We start from the raw sequence: 22,300 nt of genomic DNA on the forward strand, positions 1-22,300 counted from the left end.
GTCGCCACCGCTGCTGTCGCTGCCGCCACTGCTGTCGCTGCCGCCACTGCTGTCGCCACCACCACCGCTGTCGCCACCACCGCTGTCGCCACCACCGCCGCTGTCGCCACCACCGCCGCTGTCGCTACCACCGCTGCTGTCGCTACCACCGCCGCTGTCGCCACCACCGCCGCTGTCGCTACCGCCACTGCTGCCGCCACCACCACCGCTGTCGCTACCACCGCCGCTGTCGCTGCCACCGCCGCTGTTGCTACCACCACCGCTGTCGCCATCCTTGTTGTGAACGATCAGCGAGTTGGCGATATAGCTGTGGCTGCCATCGAGGATCAGGTTGAACAGTGCCGTAGTGGGCGGGGCGTCAATCCAGCAGAGCGACTCCACCAGCAGCTCGCTCGGTTGCGGGGCCAGCGCCAGATTGCCCGCGCTGGCTGCGGCTGCCGGCCAGCCCAGCAGGTGCATGCCGGTAAAGAGTGGCAACACGGCCAGGGCCGGATTCTCTGTGCGGGTCATGGCCGGCGAGATGGCCGCCCAGCCGCGAGAGGTCAGGAAGGGGTGCTCCGCCGTGAAGAAGGGAGCCAGCTGGTTGATCCCGTAGAGCCTGCGCTCCCCCAGCAGCACCCGCTCGATAGCCTGGATCCGGTTGACATGACCATGTTGATCCAGCACTCGTTCACCAGCTTGCAACGTCTCTATGGGACGCTCGCTGCCGTCGGCCATGACGATCCGGGTACCGGCAATGAAGCAGGACTTGGCATGGGCCTGATTCATTTGCCACGCGTTGTGGGTGAAATCATAACTGAATGGGGTAGCAAACAGGGCCAATACAATGGCCGATCCCACCAGCAATCTGCGCTGGCTGGGCTTGAAAGAGGTCAGTGGCATGGGGGACTCCTTGTCCGGCAGGGTTCACGCAATCAAGTATAGAGTGACCCTATGGCGGAGCCGGGGTGAGCCTTTGACAAACAAAGTCGCGTGGAAAAACGATTGGCGTCCGCCATAAAAGTGCGTAAAATCGCATACTCGATGCTTGTAGCAACGAATCCCGCCTAAAAAGCCAGTTTCATGCCCTCCCCAAGCAGTAAAAGGTAACGAATGACGCCAAGTGGCTCATTTCACGCCTTGAAAGCGTCTTGTGATAACTGAAAAGTGTCAAATATCCCTGTCAGTTATCAAAAAATTAAGGACATCCATGTTTTCCTTAGTCAAGCAAAGTGTCGCCGGGCTGCAAATCCTGTTTGTCGCCTTCGGTGCCATGGTTCTGGTGCCCCTGCTCACCGGACTGAACCCCTCCATGGCCCTGCTTGGCGCTGGTGTGGGCACCCTGCTGTTCCAGCTCTGCACTCGCCGCCAGGTCCCGATTTTCCTCGGTTCCAGCTTTGCCTTCATCGCCCCCATCATCTACGCCACCCAGACCTGGGGACTGCCGTCCACCATGTTTGGCTTGTTTGCCGCCGGTTTCATGTACTTCATCCTGGCCGCACTCATTCGCGTGCGGGGCATGGGCTTTGTGCACAAGTTGCTGCCGCCCGTGGTGATTGGCCCCGTGATCATGGTGATCGGCCTGTCGGTCGCTCAGGTTGCCTGCAACATGGCGATGGGCCGTGCCGGTGGTGAGCAGGTGGTGCCCGCGGGGACTGCGCTGACGCTGGCGGGCATCTCGCTGGCGGTGACCCTGATTGCTGCCGTGTTCTGCAAGGGCTGGATCAAGCTCATCCCCATACTGTGCGGTGTGATTGCTGGTTACGTTTCGGCGGTGCTGATGGGTCAGGTGAACTTCGACGGCCTGATCAACACCCCCTGGCTGGCGCTGCCTCACTTCGAAACGCCGGAGATCAACTGGGCTGCCGCCCTGTTCATGCTGCCGGTGGCCATAGCCCCCTGTATCGAACACATAGGCGGCGTGCTCGCCATCGGTGGCGTGACCGGGCAGGATTACACCAAGAACCCGGGTCTGCACCGTACCCTGGCCGGTGACGGCATAGGCGTCTGCTTCGCCGGTTTCATCGGTGGCCCACCCGTGACCACCTACGCCGAAGTGACCGGCGCCGTGATGATCACCCGCAACTTCAATCCGGTCACCATGACCTGGGCCGCCGTGTTCGCCATCATTCTGGCCTTCTTCGGCAAGTTCAACGCCCTGCTCACCTCCATCCCCATGCCGGTGATGGGCGGCATCATGCTGCTGCTGTTCGGATCCATCGCCGCCATCGGTCTCAAGACGCTGGTGGAGTCCAAGGTGGATCTGGGGCTGGCCCGCAACATCGCCATCGTGGCCGTGACCCTGACGGTCGGCGTCGGCGCGCTGGAGATGAAGATAGGTGACTTCGCCCTGGCCGGTGTCGGTCTGGCATCGGTTGCCGCCATACTGCTCAACCTGATCCTGCCTGCCAGCGCCGAAGAGGGAGCCATGGAGAGCGCCAAGGACTAAGCAAAAGGTTGCTGTCAGTCACGTAGTGAGGCCACCCCCGGGTGGCCTCACTCATTTCGACCGGTTTCTCGGCGTCACTTGCGCAAGGCCAGCACTCTCACCCACATGGCCCCGTCGCCCACCGGATGGCGCGCGAGCAGCGTCAGCTCGCCGCTGCCCGGATCTATGCGGTGCACGGCGAGCTGGTGGGAGGCTTGCCCGGCCGCCAGCAGATAGCGGCCGCTGTGATCGATGGCAAAGCCGCGCGGCATGGTCTCGGTCGGGAAGTGGGCCAGCGGGGTCAGGCTGCCATCCCGCGCCGCTATGCCAAACAGGGTCAGCAGGCTGCTGGCCCGCTCGCAGCTGTAGAGAAAACTGCCATCCGGCGTGACATGCAGATCCGCCCCCCAGCGCTCTCCCTGATACCCCGCAGGCAGCATGTCCAGGCTCTGTTGCAGATGGATATGGCCATCTGCCTGCCTGTGGTAGCGGTTGATGGTGCAATCGAGCTCGTTCAGGCAGTAGATATCGCCATTGACGGGGTGCAGCGCCAGGTGCCTTGGCCCGGCGCCGTTGGCGGTGTGCAGATCCCCCAGCGGATGGGGCGCCAGCCGCCCCTCGTCGTTCAGGGTGAAGCGGCGGATGGCATCTTCCGTGAGACAGGCGACCAGAACCTCCTGCTCGCCCTGCTCATCTGCGCCCAGCAGAGTGGCCGAGTGGGCGGCCTGCAAGCCATCTAGCTGCTGATGGGGCGCCTCTACCCGGCCGCCGCTACCGATGGGAGAGACGGTGACATGGTTGAAGGCGTAGGAAGCCGCCAGCAGGAAGCGGCCGTCGGCCGTGATGGCTGTGTGGGAGGCACTGCCCGCCAGCGGCGCCGAGCCCTGTTCGCTAAGTCGGCCATCCATGCCAATCCGGTAGCTGATGACTGCAAAGTCGGGTCGCACGGCGGCATGAAGCCAGCGCCCATCCGGGCTTGTCACCAGCGGTTGTACCTGACCCGGTGTGCTCACCCGCTGCAAGAGTTGCATCTCTCCCGTGTCGGCCAGGGCAAACACATGGATCTGCTGGCTGGCGGGGCTGGCGACATAAACGACCTGCTGCATCTGATCTCTACTCCTTGTCATGGGTAACGGCAGGCCAATCTTATCTCCATCCTCCGGGTTTTTGCTTACTCTTTTGCCCGGCCCGGGCACACCACCTGATGGGCCTTCAAGTGATAGAGCTCCACCTGCGGGTGGCTGAAGAAGCCCACTTCCCACGGGTTTTTCTGCACGAAAGCGGCGCGAATGGGTTCGAACAGTGGATGATCCTGCGGGATCTGGTAGGCATCGGCGGCGATGATGGTGTAATTCCACTCGATGGCCCGGGTGTAGGTAAACACCGCCCGCGAGTCGATGGCGAAATGGCAGCGGCCGTCGCGCTTGAGCAGCCGGGATTTGAAGGTCTCGGGGAAGGTGATGAAGAAGATGTCATCGTCATCCGAGGAGAGAAATGCCAGCACTGTGGTGTGCGGCTGTGACTGGGCCCGGGTGACCAGTACCCCTATCTTGTTCTCCACTTCGCGCAGGTCCGGCACGGGCAAGCCGGTGAACGGGGTGACGGGCAGCTCGCGGGCGGGGCGCTCATCGGCCGGATGCTGATAGTCTTGCTGGGCAAAAGCATGGACCACCCGATTGCCATACCAGAGCTCGAATTGCAGCGGGGTGACATGGACCCTGCCGGGCGCCACCCGGTCGACCCGCCCCTTGTAGGAGGCGCGATAGACGCTCAGGGAGGCATCGTACTCATCGACTCCGGTACGGTTGTCCAGGTGCAGGGTTATCTTGTCGCCCGCTGCGAGCTGGTGTCCCTTGGGAAAGCTGAGCACCAGCGTGTCGTCGTCATGGATCTCGACCCCGCAGATATAGACGCCGGTCTCCTTGCTGGCAGGATCGGCATAGGTGGCGGCGACCCCGAGCAAGGGGGAGCCGAGAAAAGCGAGCAGACTGGATGGAGAATTCATGGCGCACCTTGATTGCAAATGTGGGGACGTGACACCTGAGTGTATCCCGGCTTGGCCGAACTGGCGGTCGTACCGTCGTCCTTTATCCGCTATCCAAGTTACTGATAAGTGGCGGCTTGTTCTCACCTCACCATCACAAAACCGCCAATTCGGTTCCGGCGCGCTGGCTCCGGGCCATAAAAAAGGCCCCGTCACGGGGCCTTGGGTATGGGTTGTCGTCCTGCATCAGGCGGGCTGCTGGCCCGGTTGGGAGGGCGGTGGCAGAGCGGCGGAGCTGGGCTCCACCTTCTGCTCTTCGCCCTTCATGTTCTTGATGTAGACATCCATCTGGTTGAAGGCGATCTCGATGCCGTTCGCCTTGAACAGGGCGTCGATCTTGCGGTTCAGCTCGTCCACGGCCGGGTTGCGATCGCCGAGCTCACTCACGAAGAAACGCAGCTCATGATCCAGGGTGCTGGGGCCGAAGGTGAGGAAGTAGACGATGGGGGCCGGGTCTTTCAACACGCGGCTGTTCTCATCGGCTGCCTGTTTGAGCAGGGTGCGAGTCAGCTCCAGATCCGAGCCATAAGCCACGCCCACGCGCACGATCACCCGTGTGACTGTGTCGCTCAGGGACCAGTTGATCAGCCGCTCCGTCATCAGCTGCTGGTTGGGAATGATCACCTCTTTGCGGTCGAAGTCCGTCAGGGTGGTGGCGCGAATGCGGATCCTGGAGACGGTACCGGAGAAGGGACCAATGGTGACAGTGTCGCCGATCCGCACCGGACGCTCGAACAGTATGATGATGCCCGAGACGAAGTTGGAGAGGATCTCCTTCATGCCAAAACCGATACCGACCGATAGACCACCCGCTACCCACTGCAGCTTGTCCCACTGTACACCCATCATGGAGAGGGCGGTCAGGGAGCCAAAGCCGATCAGTACATAGTTGAGCATGGTGGTGATGGCGTAGGCGGTACCCTGGGCCAGGTTCAACTTGGAGAGCACCAGCACTTCCAGCAGACCGGGCAGGTTGCGGGCCAGTGACCAGGCGCCCCCGAGCAGGAGGAAGCCGATCAGCACGTCGCTCAGGCTGATTGGGAAGAGCACGGCGTTGGCGCCGGTTCCTTCGCTGCGGTGCCACAGCACCATGCTGTCGAGGTAGGAGAAGACCGCCACCAGATCAGACCAGAGCCAGTAGAAGGCGACGCCGAATACCAGCAGCAGCACGGTACGGGTCAAGCGCAGGGATTGCTGGCTGACATCCTCCAGATCCATGGGCTGCTCTTCAATGGACTCGCCACCTTCCGCGTCTTCCACCGATCTGTGCTCACGTTTGGCGACGGCGCGGCGGTAGGCCAGGCGACGAGCCGCCAGCTCCAGACCACGCAGTGAGGTGCGGTAGACCAGGCTCCAGATGATCAGCAGGTAGAAAGACTCCACCAGACGGCCGGTCAGTTTCAGCGCCGTGTAGTAGTAGCCCAGCCCGACCAGCACCATCAGTGCCACCGGCGCCAGCGCCAGGGCGCCCGCGGTGATCGACTGTTGCATGCTGCCCTCGCCCTTGATAATGGCGCGAGAGATGGGGAATACCAGATAGGTGGTGAGGCCCAGCAGCAGCAGGGTCAGCGCTTGACCGACAACATCGTTGCCCAGCGACGAGGGCTCTACGACCGCCTTGGTCGAGAGCATGATGAGCGGCAGCAGCGGCAGCCACAGATAGCGCATGCTGGTGCGCTTGGCCTGCAACTCGGCCTTCGGCATGCGGAAGTGCGATTCGGCAATGCCGCCCGGGCGCATCACCGCCAGATAGACGCTGAACACCAGATAACCGAGGGCGAGGTTGAGGGTTATCTGGAAAATCAGTTTGGGGCTGAGCAGGCCGCAGTAAGTGAGCCAGAGACCGGCCGCCAGTATGAACAGGCTGCCTGGCAGGCGTTGCAGCACTGTATAGAGCAGGGCACGTGGTGTGTGCCACTGGCTGTCCTGGCGAAAACGTCCCAGATCCTTGTTGATCCGTTTCTGCCGATTGAGCAGGGAGGGTCGCTTCCAGATCAGCAGGCCACCCACCAGCAGCAGCGGGAAGGCGAGCAGGGACACCGGCAGCAGCATCTCGCCCCAGCCGTCCCAGTCCGGCTTCAGTACCCAGTCCGAGGCTTGCTTGTAGGCCTGGGCTGGCCAGTTGATGAACCACTTCATATCGATGGGTTTGTTGCTGCTGACCCAGAAGATGTGTTGCTGCAGGGTAAATTCGATGGACGCGTAGATCCGCGCCAGCTGCTGCTGGGTCAGCTGCAGGCTGATGGCGTTGGTCAGCTGGCTGTCGAGCTGACGGTTGAGCTGGTCGAGCAGGCTGATGCGGGTGTCGAGCAGGGTGGCGAGGTTGGCTCTGTCCTCTGCACTGACCTGCTCGCTGCTGTTGGCGATCAGGTTGTCCAGATACTGGGTTTTCTGGAACAGCTGGTCACGTTGCTGGCTCAGTTCGAACTGGGCCAGATGCAGGTCGGCGATCTGCTCTTCCAGGTTCTTGACCAGAGTGGAAGGGGAAGACTCCAGCTGCTGGTAGAGCTGATAGAGGATGCGCGACAGCAGCAGGTTGCCCTTGAGCATCTGTACCTGTTCATTCAGGTTGCGCTCTGTCTGGGTGCCGCGTTCCAGCCAGCTCTTGGCTTGCAGGTTCTTCTGCACCAGATTGTTGAGATTGGTGGTGGCGCTGACCAGTTGCTGGCTGAGCTGATGGTTGAGTTCCTGCTCTTTTTGTACCAGCGGGTTATCGTCGATGGCGACCAGTTCACCGGTCTGCTCGGCAGTTTTTTCGGTATCGCCCAGACGTTTGGCACTGCTCTGCTCCTGCAGCAGTTGCAGCTTCTGCTCCTCGCTGGCGAGGCGGGCACTCTGGTAGTCCCGTTGCTTGACCGCCAGATCCTGCATGCTGGTGCGGTTATCCAGCTGTTGTTGCAGGTTGGCCAGTTGCAGCTCAAGCAGGGCCAGTTCTGCGCCCAGCTTCATCTTCTCGGCATTGCTGACGCTGTCACCGACGTTGAGTCGGGTGCGGATCTCCTGGCTGCGCTGATAGGCGCGGCTCATGTTGGTCTGGGCCCGCTCCGGCAGGGTTTGCAGGCTGGTGAGCTGGCTGCCGATGGTGCCGAGCGTTTCCTGGGCATCCTGCATATTGGCCAGCACTTCAGGTTGACGGCTGTCCAGCTCCGCCAGGCTCATGCTGGCGTACTCACTCTTGATCTGCTCGGCGCTCTTGTTCTGGGTCAGGGCATCGAGCTTGGCGCTGATGTCCCTGAGCTCACCCGGCAGAGAGCGGAGGCGCTGGGTTTGGCTCTTGGCCTTGGCGTGCTCCTTCTCGATGCTGTCGAGCAGGCTGAGGGTCTCGGTCAGGAACTTCTGGTCGGCCTGCTGGCTGACGGTGAGGGTCTCGGACTTGCCGAGGGCATCGAGCGCACGCTGTACGCTGGCTCTTTGGGGCACGTCCTGCGCCATGGCTTGCGGTACGCAGAGGCTGATGAATAAGCAGAGCAGCGGCAACAGGGTGGCCGAGGCTCTTTTGAAGCGTGTTGAGAGCATAAAACTTCCGGGTTATTACGCGATATTTGGGAAATTTCCCACTTGGATTGAATCCGCGTGGATTCTAACACCGGGCTTGAACGGGAAGCAGGGGGGCAGATAAAAAAAACGGCGCCCTCAGGCGCCGTTTCATCGGTTCGGTACGGATTAGAGTACGTGAACGGAGGCGGTGTTGGTGGTACCGCTCGGTACCAGGGCACCGGAAACCATGACGACCACGTCACCCTTCAGACCCATGCCGCTGGCCAGCGCCGCTTCTTTACCGATGCGATAGAAATCGTCGGTGGAGGCGATGCTGTCAACCACGTGAGCAATCACACCCTTGGTCAGAACCAGCTGGGCAGCTGTCTTCTTGTTGGTGGTGATGGCCAGGATCCAGGCTTGCGGGAAGTACTTGCGAATGGCCTTGGCAGACTTGCCGCCTTCGGTGGCAACCACGATCAGCGGGGCATCCAGCTTCTCGGAGGTCTCGACCGCACCTTTACAAACGGCTTCGGTGATGCGCAGCTTGTTGCTGTCGTTGGCAGCAGACAGGTTGGACGGCATCACGGCATCGGTACGCTCGCAGATGGTGGCCATGATGGTCACGGCTTCCAGCGGGTACTTGCCCTTGGCGGATTCACCGGACAGCATGACTGCGTCGGTACCGTCCAGGATGGCGTTGGCCACGTCGCCAGCTTCGGCGCGGGTCGGACGCGGGTTCTTGATCATGGAATCCAGCATCTGGGTGGCGGTGATAACCACTTTACGTGCCTTGTTGCACTTGGTGATGATCATCTTCTGGGCGAAGATCACTTCTTCAACCGGAATTTCCACGCCCATGTCGCCACGTGCAACCATGATGCCGTCGGAGACAGCCAGGATCTCGTCGAAGTTGTCCAGGCCTTCCTGGTTTTCGATCTTGGAGATGATCTGGATGTTCTCGCCACCGTGGGCTTTCAGGTGCTCACGGATTTCCAGCACGTCTTCTTTCTTGCGAATGAAGGAGGCAGCAACGAAATCAACGCCTTGCTCGCAACCGAAGATGAGGTCGCGCTTGTCTTTCTCGGCCAGGGCCGGCAGCTTGATGGAGACGCCCGGCAGGTTGATGCCCTTGTTCTCGCCCAGGTCACCGTTGTTCAGCACTTTACAGACAACTTCACGTTCGGTGATTTCGATCACGTCCAGACCGATCAGGCCGTCATCCACCAGGATGCGGTTGCCGACACGCAGGTCGTTGGCGAAACCGGCATAGGTCACGGCCACTTTGTCTTTGTTGCCAACCACAGTCTGGTCGGTGGTGAAGGTGAAGGTCTGGCCAGCGACCAGGGCAACGTCGTTGCCGCCTTCCAGCTTGATGGTACGGATTTCCGGACCTTTGGTGTCGAGCAGGATAGCTGCGTGCTTGCCGGTTTCGGCCATGACAGCGCGCAGGTTGTTGATACGACCGCCGTGCTCGGCGTAGTCGCCGTGGGAGAAGTTCAGGCGCATGACGTTCATGCCGGCATCCAGCATTTTAGCCAGCATTTCTTTGGATTCGGTCTTGGGACCGATGGTGCAGACGATTTTGGTCTTTTTCATGTCAGTCTTCATGGTTAAGGAGTTTCCGCCGTGCAATATACACCAGTTTTTGGATACTTTTTATGATCCAGAAACAACGTTTTGACCAGATAACGTTTTCTTTTCAGGGATAACGTTTTCCTCCCGGCTACTTTTTAGGGCATAAATTAACTGGTTCGCGCAGATTTGGCACAAATGTTGCCATATGCGTCCAGGCGCCGGCCCGCCTCGTCAGATGTTGTAAAATGACGATCCCATCCTGTCATCAAGCCGTCATCAGTCCCGACAAGAATAGACCCGGTGACGGAACATGAGAGCCCCATGATGACGCCCTATCTGTTGATACTCTCCCTCGCCCTGCTGGCCGTACAGGCACTGCCTGCCGCCTGCTGGCCGGACGATCCTGCCCCGCAGGCGGCCAGCGCCCTTGAGCTTGTTGAATTGCAGCAGATGCTGGCGGCCAGCGAACCCGGCCTCTCTCGTGACGCCTGGCGGCAGCTGCGCCAGGACAGCCTGCTCGGCTGGCAACACAGGCCGCACTGAACGGGAGGCGAAAAGAGAGGGAGGCCAAGCCTCCCTCTCTTTTTAACCTGTTTTCAACGCGGCCTGGCTCAGTTGATCTTGCCCATCTCGATGGCGAAGCTGGTGGCCAGCTGGGCGAACTTGAGGGCGTGACCGGCGGAGGCGTCCGAATTTGGCAGGGTATCCTGTGCCGTGTGGATGTTGGGGTTGTAGTCGTTGAAGCGCGATTCAAACGGCATGGCGGCAGGATAGCCCTGATTGTGCCAAGAGGCGTGATCCGAGCAGCCGTAACCGCAGCTGTCGTAGCCATAGCTTATCTGCGGCAGATAGGCATCGAGCAGCTGAGCGAGATAGCCGGTCAGCCCCTTGTCCGTGTAATCGGTCATGAAGACGATGTCCTCGGCCGAGCCCTGGTAGTTGGTCATGTCCAGCTGCAGCGCGGCCAGTACCCTGGTGTTGGCCGCTTTGTAGCGGGTCGCTATGTCCTTGGAGCCGCGCAGGCCCACCTCTTCCGCTGCATAGCCGATAAATTGCAGGGTGCGCTCCGGCTGGCGACCCTGCTCGGCGATGACCCTCAGTACCTCGGTCAGGGTGGCGATGCCGGAGGCGTCATCGTCAGCGCCGGGGGCCAGGGTGCGGCTGTTGGGGGCCGAGCCTGCGGTGGAGTCGAGATGGCCGCCGATCACCACCACCTCATCCGGATAGCGGCTGCCCTTGAGGGTCAGCACCACGGATTGCTGCGGGTAGCCGCTATGCTTGACCCGGCTGACGCTGGCCCAGGGCAGGGTTGCGCTCAGGCTCTGCCACTGGCTGGCCACCCAGTCGGCGGATTGCACCCCTGTGGTGGTGGTGTAGTAGCGGTTGCGCCAGCTGGCGAGCTTGCTGATGGTGCCGACAATGTTGCCCTGATCCAGATGGGGCAGCAGTCGGTTGACGCTGCTGCCCTGGGTCAGTGGCGGTGCGCTGAACAGGTTCTGGGTGAGGGGCTGGGCCATGCTCTGCAGGGCGTCGGCCAGGGTGCTGTGCACCACATAGCCGCCGCAGCGCTGATGGCCTTCGTGCATCAGGTGGGAGAGGGTGCCAAGCTCGCTCGCCTCGACCTGGGCCAGCTGGACGGGGGCGCCGCTGGCACTGAACAGGGGGGCCAGCTTGGCCTTGACCTGCTTGAGTTCGACGCCGCTGTCGGCACCGACCGTGATCCAGACGGGTTCGGTGGCCTGCACGGCGAGGGGCAGCAGGGGGAGCAAGAGGGCGGTCAGCAAGGGTTTCATATCGGATCCTTCCGGGTAGCGTGACAGATGAATGGCATAAGTGGGTGTCATAAGACGACCTGCCTAGTCTAGTCAGGGGAGTGCACGCCGGATCTGCCCATCTGGCGGGCGGGCTGCCCCATCCGGTGGGGGTCACTGCAGGATCTGCTGTTTACCCGGGGGGTTGAGCCGGACTGGTCAGCGCTTTGTGCTGATGAGAAGGGGAGTGGCAGTCTGGTTGCCGTGCCCTGGCCATTGTGCCCCGGCTGGGGGGCTGACGTAGGGACCCAAAGTGTGCCATGTCGGCGATATTGCGCCACTATGGCAGGGAGCTGGCCGCTGCGCGCGGCCCAAACGAAAGGGGCCTGGGGCCCCTCTCTTGGTTCTCACTGTGCAAATGGCAGTCAGCCTGTGGTTTCGGCCAGCATGCCGAGCGCTATCTCCCGCTCCCCCATGATCACCTTGTCGGCCCCCTGCCGGGTGAGGAAGCTGACCTCGTCATCGCTGTGGGCGCGGGCGATGACCCGGATGGCCGGATTGATCAGCCTGGCCTGGGCGATGGCCTCGCCGGCCTCGAAGCTGTTGGGGATGGCCACCAGCAGCCAGCTGGCATCGGCGATGGCGGCGCGACACAGCACCTCGTCGTTCGCCACGTTGCCATTGATATGGGGGATCCCGGCCTGGTGCAGGCTCTCCAGCCGGTGCGGATCCTGCTCTATCACCACCAGCGGCCGCTCGGCGGCTTGCAGCCCTTCCACCAGCAGGCGACCGACCCGGCCAAAGCCTACCAGTACAGTGTGCTCCTTCATCTCGACGGCCGGGCACTTGCACTCGGCCAGTGCCTGGGTGTTGTCGGCATCCGGGTGCTTCTCCAGGTAGCGCTCGACGGCGTTGAACACCAGCGGATTGAGCATGATGGAGAGGCTGGCGCCCACCAGGATCAGATCCCGGGCCGCTTCCGGCACCAGCTTGAGCACGATGGCGAGCCCTATCAGGATGAAGGAGAACTCGCCGATCTGGGCCAGGCTGGCGGAGATGGTGAGCGCGGTGCGCTGGCTGTAGCGAAACAGCCGCACTATGGCGTAGGCTGCCACCGACTTGCCGAACATGATGATGAACAGGGTGGCCAGCACCGCCAGTGGATCCGTCAGCAGCACAGCCGGGTTGAACAGCATGCCCACCGAGACGAAGAAGAGCACGGCGAAGGCATCCTGCAGCGGCAAGGTGTTGTTGGCGGCGCGATGGCTCAGCTCAGAGCTGTTCATGACGATGCCGGCGAAGAAGGCGCCGAGGGCGAAGGAGACGCCGAACAGCTTGACCGCACCGAAGGCGATGCCGAGGGAGCCGGTCAGTACCGCCAGGGTGAACAGCTCGCGGGAGCCCGTGCTGGCGGTGTGGGCCAGCAGCCAGGGGATGAAACGACTGCCCACCACCATCATCAGCGCCACGAACAGGGCGACCTTGCCGAGGGTCCAGCCCAGATCCAGCGCTATGCTCTGCCAGCTCATGCTCTGATCGCCGTGCTGGATATTGGCGAGTATGGGCAGCATCACCAGCGCCAGCACCATCACCAGATCCTCGACGATGAGCCAGCCGATGGCGATGCGTCCCTGCAGGGTCTCCAGATTCTGGCGGCTCTCCAGCGCCCGCAGCAGCACCACTGTACTGGCGGTGGAGAGGGCGAGGCCGAACATCAGGCCAGCGGTGAGATCCCACCCCAGCAGGGAGGAGAGCCCCATGCCGAGCAAGGTGGCGACCGCTATCTGGGCGATGGCACCCGGGATGGCGATCTTCTTCACCGACATCAGATCGCTGAAGGAGAAGTGCAGGCCCACCCCGAACATCAACAGGATAACGCCCAGCTCTGCCAGCTCGGGCACCAGCGCCATGTCGGCCACATAGCCGGGCGTGAAGGGGCCCGAGATCACCCCGGCTGCCAGATAGCCCACCATGGGCGAGATCTTGAGGCGATGGGCAAGCATGCCGAGCACGTAGGCGAGCACGAAGCCGCCAACCAGGGTGGTAATCAGGGGAAGGGAGTGGTCCATGTCGTCACCTCGCTAATGGCAGTCAGGGGGCTACCAGATCACCGCGCGGGATGAAGAGGGCAGCTGTCAATGAGCAGGGGGCGAAAGAGACAGATGTTGGCCGCGGCAAACACTGGATATTGGGGACAACAGTTGTCGTTTCTGTTGAAAAATAATACATTTTTTGCCTGAAAGCAATACTTATCCACATTTCAACGCTTATTTGCGATTAAAAGTGCATAAGTATCGAAATGCAGGGGGAAAGGGCCGCCTTTATCCATTTTGTTGGCAGGAGTAATTCATCGATGATGATTTTTGCCTGCAAGTGTGCGCCAGGGCGCAACAAGGCGACCCTGAGGTCGCCTTTTTGCAGAGACGCGGGCACTCATTCGCCCTTGGCAATGCCTTCTCGCCTCGGATCGGCGGCGCCGAACCAGCCGCCAGCATTGCGTTCGACCCCTTGCAGACCTGATGTCTGCTCGCTCAGTACCACTTCGTGGCCTCTCGCTTTCAATCCCTCGACCACGCTCTCCGGTGTGCGTCCAAGTTCCAGCTCGGTGGGACCGTTGCGGCTGCCGAAGTTGGGCAGATTGATGGCCTGCTGCAGGTTCAGCCCCCAATCCTGGGTGCCGAGCAGCGTCTTGCCCACGTAGTTGATGATGGCGGAGCCCCCCGGCGAGCCCAGTGTCATGGTCAGCTCGCCGCTTGGCTTGTCAAACACCAGCAGAGGAGACATGGAGGAGCGTGGCCGTTTGCCAGGCTCGACCCGGTTCGCCACCGGCAGACCGGCGGCATCCACCGAGGTGAAGGAGAAGTCGGTGAGCTGGTTGTTGAGCAGGTAGCCGTTGACCATCAGCCGCGAACCGAAGCCATCCTCGATGGAGCTGGTCATGGAGACTGCCATCCCCGCCTTGTCGACGATGGAGACGTGGCTGGTGGAGGGAAGCTCGGGGGTTGCATCCTTGCCGCGGGCCAGTGCCAGCGGTGGCGTACCGGGCTGGGCGACCCCCATGGATTGCTCGCCGATAAGCTTGCCCCGCTCGGCCAGATAGCCCTTGTCCAGCAGACCCTTCACCGGCACGCTGACAAGATCGCCGTCTGCCACGTACTGGTTGCGATCGGCGAAGGCAAGACGTGCCGCCTCGCTGTAGAGGTGGATGGCCTTGCTTGAGGCGGCAAGCTGCCCCTCGGGCGTCGTCACTGGCTTGAGGGCCGCCATGTCGCGGTTCTCCAGCATGCCGAAGATCTGGCCCAGCGCTATGGTGCCCGAGGAAGGGGTCGGGAAGCCGCAGATCTGGCTCTGGCGATAGTCAAAGCAGAGACTGTCCCGCAGCTTGGCCCTGTAGCTGGCCAGATCGGCCGCCGCCAGCACGCCGGGATTGGTGGGATGCTGGCGCACCTTGGCCACCATGGCCTGGGCCAGCGGCCCCTGATAGAAGGCATCCGCCCCCTGTGTGGCCAGGGTGCGCAACACCTTGGCCAGTGCCGGGTTGGTGAGCGTGCTGCCGGCGGGCCTTGGCGTGCCATCGGGCAGATAGAAGTAGGCGCGGGCATCCGGGTCCCTGGCGAGGTAGGGATCTTTTGCCAGCAGGGTGGCGAGACGGGGGCTTATCACAAAACCCTGCTCCGCGAGCGTGATGGCGGGCTCGAACAGCGTGGCCCAGGGCAGCTTGCCATAGCGCTGATGGGCCAGCGCCAGTGCCCGCACAGTGCCCGGCGCGCCGACCGAGCGGCCACCCACCACGCCGTCGTAGAAGGCCATCGGCTTGCCATCCTTCATGAACAGCTGATCCGTGGCGGCGGCAGGGGCTGTCTCACGGCCATCCACAGCCGCGACCTTGCTGCCATCCCACACCAGCAGCAGGGAGCCACCGCCGATGCCGGAGGATTGCGGCTCCACCAGGGTCAGCACCAGTTGCACCGCGATGGCGGCATCCACGGCGCTGCCACCCGCCTGGATGATCTGGTAGCCCGCATCCACCGCCAGCGGGTTGGCGGCCGCCACCATGAAGTCATGGCCCTGCCAGCCCTGTTTGTCGATCCAGCCGCTGGCTGCCTCGGGGGCGAGCAGGGTCTGGGGCGGCGGGGCATAGTGAAAGCCCTTGTCGCTGGCGCAACCGGCCAGCAGGACGAGGGCAAGGGTCAGCCCCAGGGGTTTGAGCAACATGACACTCTCCTTGTCTGTTTTATGACCATGAGGGGCGACTATGTCACGATTGGCACTGATTGCTCAAGTTGTTGAACAGGATCAATGCCTTACTCATTTATCAATAGGGCCCATTCGTCAGCGTCAGCCATAAAAAAACCGCCCTGGGGCGGTTTTTGCAATTTGGTGAGGCAGACCGGGCTAGATGGACTGCTCTTCGCCACCCAGGGCGGCAAACAGCGCCGGGATGAACTGGGCCAGCTCGGCGGTCACCAGGGCGAAGTCCGCATCCAGACGGGCGGCGGGATCTTCGCTGGTCACGTCGTCGTTCTGCTCGCGCAGCTCTTCGCTGAACTTGAGGCGCTTGATGGAGATGTCGTCCCCCAGCACGAAGCTCAGGGTCTCGCCCCAATTCAGAGCCAACTTGGTCACCAGCTTGTCGTTGGCCAGGTGGTTCTTGATCTCGTCGGTCATCAGATCCTGCTGCTTGCAGCGGATGATGCCACCGTGCTCCATGGCACTGCGCAGCTCGGCTTCGTCTTCCAGCGCGAAAGAGGCGGGCAGATTGCCCTCGCTCAGCCACTCGGTCATGGTGATCTCGGGCGGGTTCTTGAGGGCCACGGGCACCACGGGCAGGGTGCCTATGCTCTTGCGCAGCAGGGCCAGCAGATCGTCCGCCTTCTTGGCGGAGCCCGCGTCCACCACCATCAGATTGTCGGCCGGATTGATCCAGGCGAAGGTCTGGCTGGTACGACTGAAGGCACGGGGCAGCAGGGTGTGGAGTATCTCCTCCTTCAGCGCTTCCTTCTCTTTCTTCTTGAGGGCGCGGCCCTGCTCGAATTCGATCGCTTCTACTTTCTCCGCCAGCATCTCCTTGACGACGGAGCCCGGCAGCATCTTCTCTTCCTTGCGGGCACAGAGCAGGATGTGACCGGCGGCGGAGTGGGTCAGGGTCGAGCCGAATTTGCCAAGGGGCTTGACCCAACCGAACCGGGAGATGTCCTGACTGCCACAAGGGGTGAAGGCGCAGGCCTCGAGCTGGGTTTCCAGCTGATCCACTGTCAGGTCAAAGGGGCGGGTAAAGCGATAAATCTGCAGGTTTTTAAACCACATGGCGTCCTCGGTCTCATAGATTGTCCGGCGGGCATTGTACTAGAGAGGCGCTTTGTGATCAGCCAATCATTCTCGTAAAAAAAGGACGATCGAGTTCACAGGGAGCCATGTTCGTCCCTAACCCTGTCATCAAACTCCCCTAGACTGCGGGTGTTCAGATTGTTAACAAGGATGCAAATATGTTGAGGCCGAGTCAGTCAGAGGACATGGAAGAGATAGTCGAAATCTGGTTGCTGGCCTCCCTGCAGGCCCACGATTTCGTCGATGCCTCCTGCTGGTGGCAGGCCCAGGAAGATCTGCGCACCCGTTATCTCGACCACGCCCGCATCTGGGTATTCGAGGAGCGCGGCGAGCTGCTCGGCTTCATGGCACTGGTGGATGACTATCTGGCCGCCCTGTTCGTGCGCCCCGACCGGCAGGGACGCGGCGTGGGGCATGCCCTGCTGCAGGAGGCCAAGTTGCAGGGGGCCAGGCTGCATGCGCGAGTGTTCGTGGAAAACGATCAGGCGGTGCGCTTCTACCGCCGCCACGGCTTCGTGATCCAGGGGGAGGAGTTCGATCCCCTCACCGGCCATCCCCAGTACAAGATGTGTTGCGAGCCCGCCTGAATCTGACGCCACCGGCCTGTTTTGCTTGAAAAAGGGGTGGCGTATCCTCATCTTGTCTGCATTGGGTGCCGTGGGCACCACTCCTCCATTTCGAGCCGTTTTCTCATGAAAATCCTGCATACCGCCGACTGGCACCTTGGCCACCAACTCCATGGCCATGAACGCCGTTTCGAACACGACGCCTTTCTCGACTGGTTGACCGACACCATCAAGCAGCGGCAGATCGACGCCCTGTTGGTGGCGGGCGATCTGTTCGACACCGCCAACCCCCCCGCCAGCGCCTGGCAGCAGCTCTATCGCTTCCTGGCGAGGCTGCGGGCTGAGATGCCCCGTCTCAACATGGTGCTGATCGGCGGCAACCACGACTCTCCCTCCAAGCTGGATGCGCCCCACGAACTGCTGCGGGCCTTCGACCTGCATCTGGTGGGCAGCATCAGCCGGGACAGTGACGGCAGGCTTGAGACAGATCGTCTGCTGGTGCCGCTGCAAGACAGGGAGGGCAAGATAGCCGCCTGGTGTGCCGCCGTTCCCTTCCTGCGCAGCAGCGACCTGAGGGTAGAGCAACTGGCAGAGGGGCAGGATCGGCTGATTGAGGGGGTACGGCGGGTCTATGAAGCGGTGATGACGCAAGGTCGCGCACGCTGCGAACCCGATCAGGCGCTGATCGCCATGGGCCACGCCTATCTGGCTGCGGGCCAGCTCTCCGAGCTTTCAGAGCGGCGGGTACTCGGCGGCAACCAGCATGCCCTACCTGCCAATATTTTTGCCAGCGCCGACTATACGGCGCTCGGTCACCTCCATCTGGCCCAGAGCCCGGCCGAGGGTGTTCACTATAGCGGCTCGCCACTGCCGCTCTCGCTCGCCGAGGCCAACTACAACCATCAGGTGCTGGAAGTGACGTTTGAGGGGGGTAAATTGGTGGGTCTGGAGCGGATCCCTGTGCCCCGCGCGGTGGAGATGATCCGCCTGCCCGAGAGCGAACTGGAAGGGGCGCTCAAGGCCATAGAGGCCTTGTCCCTGCCGGCGCTGCCCAGCGAGGCACAGCCCTTCCTCGAAGTACGACTGCTGCTGCCCAGACCCGAGGCCCGCATCCGCGAGCGCATTCTGGCGGCGCTGGTGGGCAAGCCGGTACGCTTGGCCCGTATCAGCACCCGCTATCTGGGCTCTGGCCAGGGGCTGGCCGATGGCCAGAACCAGCGCAGGCTGGATGAGCTCGCCCCCACAGAGGTGTTCAGGCTCTGCTATCAGCGCCAGTTTGACGGTGAACCCAGGGCCGAACTGGTGGCCTCGTTTGAAGAGATATTGCAACAGATGAAGGAGTCCGGCGCATGAAGATCCTGTCCCTCAGCGGTGAAAACCTGGCTAGTCTGACCGGGTCCTTCACCATCGACTTTACCAAGGGGGCGCTCGGCGCCGCCGGTCTGTTTGCCATCACCGGCAACACGGGCGCCGGCAAGAGCACCCTGCTCGATGCCATCTGTCTGGCGCTGTACGACGAGATGCCGCGCTTTATCGCCAATCGCAAGCACGTGGCCGAGGTGGGTCGAGCGGATGACGAGGAGAAGCTCAAGGCCAACGATGTGCGGGGCATCCTCAGTCGCGGCCACGCCAGCGGCTGTGCCGAGGTACAGTTTCGCGGCTGTGATGGCCGCATCTGGCTGGCGCGCTGGGCGGTGCGCCGGGCGCGCAACCGCTCCGAGGGGCGCTTTCAGGCTCAGGAGCGCAGCCTGACCGACGTGGCGTCGGGTCAGGTCTTCTCCGGCAGCAAGCGGGAGCTGCAGGATCGCATCGACGAGCTGGTGGGGCTCTCCTGGGAGCAGTTCCGCCGCGCCGTGATCCTGCCCCAGGGGGAGTTCGCTGCCTTTCTCAAGTCGAGTGCCGACGAGCGATCCGCCCTGCTCGAGCGCATGACGGGCACCGAGCTCTACTCCGCCATCTCTATCCAGACCCATGAACGGGCGCGGGAAGAGCAGCAGAAGCTGGCCACTATCGCCCAGCGCCTCGGCGACGTGGCGCTGATGGATGAGGCCACTCGCGAGCAGTGGGTGAGCCAGCAGATAAACCTCTCCACCACTCTCAAACATGAGCAGCAGCAACAGCAGCTGATGCAGGATCTGCGCGACCTCAACAGCCGCATTGCCGCCCAGATGCAGGGCTGCGCCGAGGGACAGGCAGCGCTCGATGCCGCCCTGCAAGCCCACGGCGCCGCAGCCCCCGAGCGCGACGAGTTTGCCCGCGCCGAACAGGCCCAGGTGGCCCGCGCCGATCACGACGAACTGGCCCGCCTCACTTTGGAAGTGCAGCAGCAGGAGAAGGTGATCGCCGAGCTTGGCCCGGAGCTGGCCAAACTCGAGGAGCAGACCCAGCAGAGCGCGCTGACCGAGCAGCAGCTGCTGGCGGAGAAGATCGCCGCCGAGCGGGAATGGGGCGCCCTGCAGCCCGAACTCAAGCGGGCGCAGGAGCTTGATACCCGCATCCGGGAAAAAGTGCAGCAGTTGCAGAAGATCCAGCAGGAGGGGGCGCAGGAGCGGGAAGTCCAGCTTACCCTTGAGCAGGCCTGGCGCGAGCAGAGCAAACAGGTAGAGCTGCTCAAGCAGCAACACCAGCAGTGGGAGCTTTGGCTCGAAGAGCACAAGGGGCTGGCCCCAGTGGCCCGTCAGTGGCAGCCCCTGCTCACCGCCATGCAGGATTGGACCGACGATGCCGCCAAGCTGCAACAGCTGCTCACCCTGCGGGACCACAAGCTGCGCGCCCTGCAACAGTTACAACTCCAGCTCGCTCAAGCACAGCAGGAGCGTGACTACTGGCAACAGGAGCAGGCGCGGCTGCAACAGCATCAGCACGAACTGCAGGAGCAGCAGTGGGAGAGCCGCCTCGCCAAGGCGCAGGAGCAGTGGCAGCAGCAGACCGAACAGTTGGGCCAACTGCGTCAGCTGCTGGAGCTGGCCGATTATGGCCGCAACCACGGCGAGCAGCACGGCCGCCTGCAGCAGGAGATTGCCCAGCTGGAGCAGGCACTCGGCAAGCTGGCCATCCTCGGCGAAGAGCTGGCGCCAGCTCGCGAGCGGCTCGCCCTGCAGCGAGATGAGGCGCGCCACGCGCTGGAGCAGTCCCGCGCCATCGCCAGCTTCGAGCAGTATCGCCATATATTGAGCGATGACGAACCTTGCCCGCTGTGCGGCGCCAAGGAGCATCCCTACAGCCAGGTGCAGCCGCAGGTGGCGGGCATTCTGGGCCAATTGGCGGAGCGGGCCCGCAGCCTCGAGCTGGAGTGGGAGCGGCTCAACCATCAATACATTCAGTGCGAGAGCGAGCGTCAGGAGCTGGCCCGTCAGCTGGCGGTACGCCAGCAACATCTGCCGGAGCTGGAGGCGCGCGCCGAGCAGCTGACCCAGCGCTGGCAACAGCTGGGGGGCGATACCCTGCTCGGTCATCCGCTGCCACTGCGCCAGAGCCCGATAGAGTGGAACGAGCTGATGAGCACCCTGCTCGGCCGCGGCCAGGCACTGGAGCAGGGGCTGGCCCAAAGCCAGCAGCAGCTGCGTCAGGCCCAGCTCGGTCAGCAGCAGTTGCAAGGGGTGCGTCAGCAACTGAGCCAGTTGGCGGCCCAGCACCAGCAGTTTGACCAACAGTGGCAAGAGGCCGATCGCCAGCGCATCACGCTGGAAGGGGAAGTGAAGGCAATGGGCGAACAAGAAACGACCCTGCGCCAGCGCCTTGAGCAAGGCGCCCACCGCCTCGACGAGCAGATGGGCGGCCAACCGTGGCGCCAATGGCTCGGCAGCCAGCAGTGGCACGAGTGGCAGCAAACCTGCGAAGCCTGGCTGCACGGCCAGAGCGAGTGGGAGCGGCTGGCCAGCGAAATCGCCAGCCTCACCCCGGCCCTGAGCGCGCAAGAGGCGCGCCTGCAGACCCAACGCGAGCTGCTGCACAAGCTGGAGCGGGACTACAAGGAGCACGAGCAGCAGCGGCAGGGGCTGCTCACCAGCCGCAACAGTTGTCTCGGCGGCGAGGGGATCCCGCTGGTCGAGAGCCGTTGGCAGCAGCGGCTGCAACAGCTCGCCAGCGAGCTGGAACTGATGCAAAGCGGCGCCCGCGTTCTGCGGGAGCGGCAGACCGAGCTCAAGACCCGTCTCGCCCATGTGGAGCAGGAAAAGCAGACCAGCAGCCGCCGCAAGCGGGAGGTACTGGGGCGCTGGGCTGCCCACGCCAGCTCCCTTGGCATCGCCGAGTATGACCTGCGCCGCCTGCTCGCCATCACCCCCGATGAGCTCAAGGCACGCCGCACCGCCCTGCAAGGGTTGGAAGATGCCCTTGGCGAAGCGCGCACCCGTCTTGCCGAGCGGCAACGGGCGCTGGCGCTGGAGGAGAGCAAGCGGGATCGCTATCGGGAACACCATCCCGAACTGGCCGCCCTGCCGGATGCACAGCTGAGCGAGCAGCTGGCGGCGCGGGGTGCCCGCTGCCGCGCCCTTGAAGAGCAGCTGTTCGAGTGCAAGAGCAAGCTGGCGCAGGCCGAAGTCGCCGCCCTCAAGGCAGGCAGCCTGCAACAGGAGCTGGCCGCCCAGCAGGCGGTGGCGGATCACTGGCAGCAGCTGTCCGAGCTTATCGGCTCCGCCAGCGGCGCCAAGCTGCGCACCTTCGCCCAGAGCCTCACGCTCGAACGTCTATTGTTGGAGGCCAATGCCCAGCTCGGCGAGCTGTCGCCGCGCTACCGGTTGGAGCGGGTACCCGGTACGGATCTGGCGCTGCAGGTGGTGGATCTCGACATGGGGGACGAGGTGCGATCCGTGGACTCCCTCTCAGGTGGCGAGAGCTTCCTGGTGTCGCTGGCGCTGGCGCTGGCCCTCTCCAGCCTCTCGTCGCGCCAGACCCAGGTCGAGTCGCTGTTCATCGACGAGGGCTTCGGCACCCTGGATCCGGACAGTCTGGATCTGGCGCTCTCCAGCCTCGACTCCCTGCAGGCCGCCGGTCGCCAGATTGGCGTCATCTCCCACGTGCAGACCCTGGTGGAGCGGATCGGTGTGCAAATTCGGGTCGAGGCCCTCGGCGGTGGTGAAAGTCGGGTGGTGCTGCCCTGATGGTGACGTTTCAGCCATGGCAAAAGGCCCCTGTCAAAGGGGCCTTT

General features: G+C 62.8%; 14 protein-coding genes. 5 read left to right on the forward strand and 9 right to left on the reverse strand.

What is annotated here, in order from left to right; translation table 11 throughout:
- On the reverse strand, positions 1–882 hold an 882-nt coding region (locus BN1128_RS17180; RefSeq protein ID WP_042870974.1), incomplete at its 3' end, for a hint domain-containing protein.
- Between the two features lie 307 nt (positions 883–1,189).
- On the opposite strand from BN1128_RS17180, the gene BN1128_RS17185 reads away from it, so the two are divergent.
- The gene (locus BN1128_RS17185) at positions 1,190–2,428 is read left to right on the forward strand and encodes a uracil-xanthine permease family protein (protein WP_042870977.1); all 1,239 of its coding nucleotides are present in this window, start codon (positions 1,190–1,192) and stop codon (positions 2,426–2,428) included.
- A 74-nt stretch (positions 2,429–2,502) separates the two neighbouring features.
- Here BN1128_RS17185 and pgl read toward each other — a convergent pair whose 3' ends face one another.
- The 4 genes from pgl to pykF all read right to left on the reverse strand — a co-directional run bounded on the left by pgl (position 2,503) and on the right by pykF (position 9,527).
- Entirely contained in the window at positions 2,503–3,513 is a 1,011-nt protein-coding gene (gene pgl, locus BN1128_RS17190; protein ID WP_042870979.1) for a 6-phosphogluconolactonase, read from the reverse strand.
- Between the two features lie 65 nt (positions 3,514–3,578).
- Positions 3,579–4,412, reverse strand: coding sequence for a pyridoxamine 5'-phosphate oxidase family protein (locus BN1128_RS17195; protein ID WP_042870981.1), 834 nt, complete (start codon positions 4,410–4,412; stop codon positions 3,579–3,581).
- A gap of 225 nt (positions 4,413–4,637) precedes the next feature.
- On the reverse strand, positions 4,638–7,967 hold the full coding sequence (mscK, locus tag BN1128_RS17200) for a mechanosensitive channel MscK (protein ID WP_042870983.1): 3,330 nt from the start codon (positions 7,965–7,967) through the stop codon (positions 4,638–4,640).
- Between the two features lie 147 nt (positions 7,968–8,114).
- A complete protein-coding gene (pykF, locus tag BN1128_RS17205) occupies positions 8,115–9,527 on the reverse strand; it encodes a pyruvate kinase PykF (protein WP_042870985.1) in 1,413 nt (470 codons plus the stop codon).
- 300 nt (positions 9,528–9,827) lie between these two features.
- Between pykF and BN1128_RS17210 the strand changes: the two genes are divergently transcribed.
- Entirely contained in the window at positions 9,828–10,049 is a 222-nt protein-coding gene (locus BN1128_RS17210) for a hypothetical protein (protein WP_370464929.1), read from the forward strand.
- A 68-nt stretch (positions 10,050–10,117) separates the two neighbouring features.
- Here BN1128_RS17210 and BN1128_RS17215 read toward each other — a convergent pair whose 3' ends face one another.
- From BN1128_RS17215 to rdgC, 4 genes are all read right to left on the reverse strand, one after another.
- Positions 10,118–11,299, reverse strand: a complete 1,182-nt coding sequence (locus BN1128_RS17215; protein WP_042870987.1) for a M28 family metallopeptidase — start codon at positions 11,297–11,299, stop codon at positions 10,118–10,120.
- A gap of 383 nt (positions 11,300–11,682) precedes the next feature.
- A complete protein-coding gene (gene ybaL / locus BN1128_RS17220) occupies positions 11,683–13,326 on the reverse strand; it encodes a YbaL family putative K(+) efflux transporter (protein WP_042870989.1) in 1,644 nt (547 codons plus the stop codon).
- A 364-nt stretch (positions 13,327–13,690) separates the two neighbouring features.
- Positions 13,691–15,472, reverse strand: coding sequence for a gamma-glutamyltransferase (ggt, locus tag BN1128_RS17225; RefSeq protein WP_042870991.1), 1,782 nt, complete (start codon positions 15,470–15,472; stop codon positions 13,691–13,693).
- Between the two features lie 180 nt (positions 15,473–15,652).
- On the reverse strand, positions 15,653–16,564 hold the full coding sequence (gene rdgC, locus BN1128_RS17230) for a recombination-associated protein RdgC (protein WP_042870993.1): 912 nt from the start codon (positions 16,562–16,564) through the stop codon (positions 15,653–15,655).
- 179 nt (positions 16,565–16,743) lie between these two features.
- Here rdgC and BN1128_RS17235 point away from each other — a divergent pair, with 179 nt between their 5' ends.
- The 3 genes from BN1128_RS17235 (at position 16,744) to BN1128_RS17245 (ending at position 22,253) form a co-directional block, all read left to right on the forward strand.
- A complete protein-coding gene (locus BN1128_RS17235; protein ID WP_042870995.1) occupies positions 16,744–17,172 on the forward strand; it encodes a GNAT family N-acetyltransferase in 429 nt (142 codons plus the stop codon).
- Positions 17,173–17,277: 105 nt separating this feature from the next.
- Positions 17,278–18,504, forward strand: a complete 1,227-nt coding sequence (locus BN1128_RS17240) for an exonuclease SbcCD subunit D C-terminal domain-containing protein (protein ID WP_042870996.1) — start codon at positions 17,278–17,280, stop codon at positions 18,502–18,504.
- Entirely contained in the window at positions 18,501–22,253 is a 3,753-nt protein-coding gene (locus BN1128_RS17245) for an AAA family ATPase (protein WP_042870998.1), read from the forward strand. The genes BN1128_RS17240 and BN1128_RS17245 overlap by 4 nt, the downstream gene beginning before the upstream one ends.
- Positions 22,254–22,300: the final 47 nt, after the last annotated feature.

The sequence above is a fragment of the Aeromonas piscicola genome, assembly GCF_000820005.1.
Classification (GTDB): domain Bacteria; phylum Pseudomonadota; class Gammaproteobacteria; order Enterobacterales; family Aeromonadaceae; genus Aeromonas; species Aeromonas piscicola.

Excerpts from the sequence above, each read along its gene's own strand:
- BN1128_RS17185 (WP_042870977.1), top strand. The coding sequence starts at position 1,190 with ATGTTTTCCTTAGTCAAGCAAAGTGTCGCCGGGCTGCAAATCCTGTTT.
- pgl (WP_042870979.1), bottom strand. The coding sequence starts at position 3,513 with ATGCAGCAGGTCGTTTATGTCGCCAGCCCCGCCAGCCAGCAGATCCAT.
- BN1128_RS17195 (WP_042870981.1), bottom strand. The coding sequence starts at position 4,412 with ATGAATTCTCCATCCAGTCTGCTCGCTTTTCTCGGCTCCCCCTTGCTC.
- mscK (WP_042870983.1), bottom strand. The coding sequence starts at position 7,967 with ATGCTCTCAACACGCTTCAAAAGAGCCTCGGCCACCCTGTTGCCGCTG.
- pykF (WP_042870985.1), bottom strand. The coding sequence starts at position 9,527 with ATGAAAAAGACCAAAATCGTCTGCACCATCGGTCCCAAGACCGAATCC.
- BN1128_RS17210 (WP_370464929.1), top strand. The coding sequence starts at position 9,828 with ATGATGACGCCCTATCTGTTGATACTCTCCCTCGCCCTGCTGGCCGTA.
- BN1128_RS17215 (WP_042870987.1), bottom strand. The coding sequence starts at position 11,299 with ATGAAACCCTTGCTGACCGCCCTCTTGCTCCCCCTGCTGCCCCTCGCC.
- ybaL (WP_042870989.1), bottom strand. The coding sequence starts at position 13,326 with ATGGACCACTCCCTTCCCCTGATTACCACCCTGGTTGGCGGCTTCGTG.
- ggt (WP_042870991.1), bottom strand. The coding sequence starts at position 15,472 with ATGTTGCTCAAACCCCTGGGGCTGACCCTTGCCCTCGTCCTGCTGGCC.
- rdgC (WP_042870993.1), bottom strand. The coding sequence starts at position 16,564 with ATGTGGTTTAAAAACCTGCAGATTTATCGCTTTACCCGCCCCTTTGAC.
- BN1128_RS17235 (WP_042870995.1), top strand. The coding sequence starts at position 16,744 with ATGTTGAGGCCGAGTCAGTCAGAGGACATGGAAGAGATAGTCGAAATC.
- BN1128_RS17240 (WP_042870996.1), top strand. The coding sequence starts at position 17,278 with ATGAAAATCCTGCATACCGCCGACTGGCACCTTGGCCACCAACTCCAT.
- BN1128_RS17245 (WP_042870998.1), top strand. The coding sequence starts at position 18,501 with ATGAAGATCCTGTCCCTCAGCGGTGAAAACCTGGCTAGTCTGACCGGG.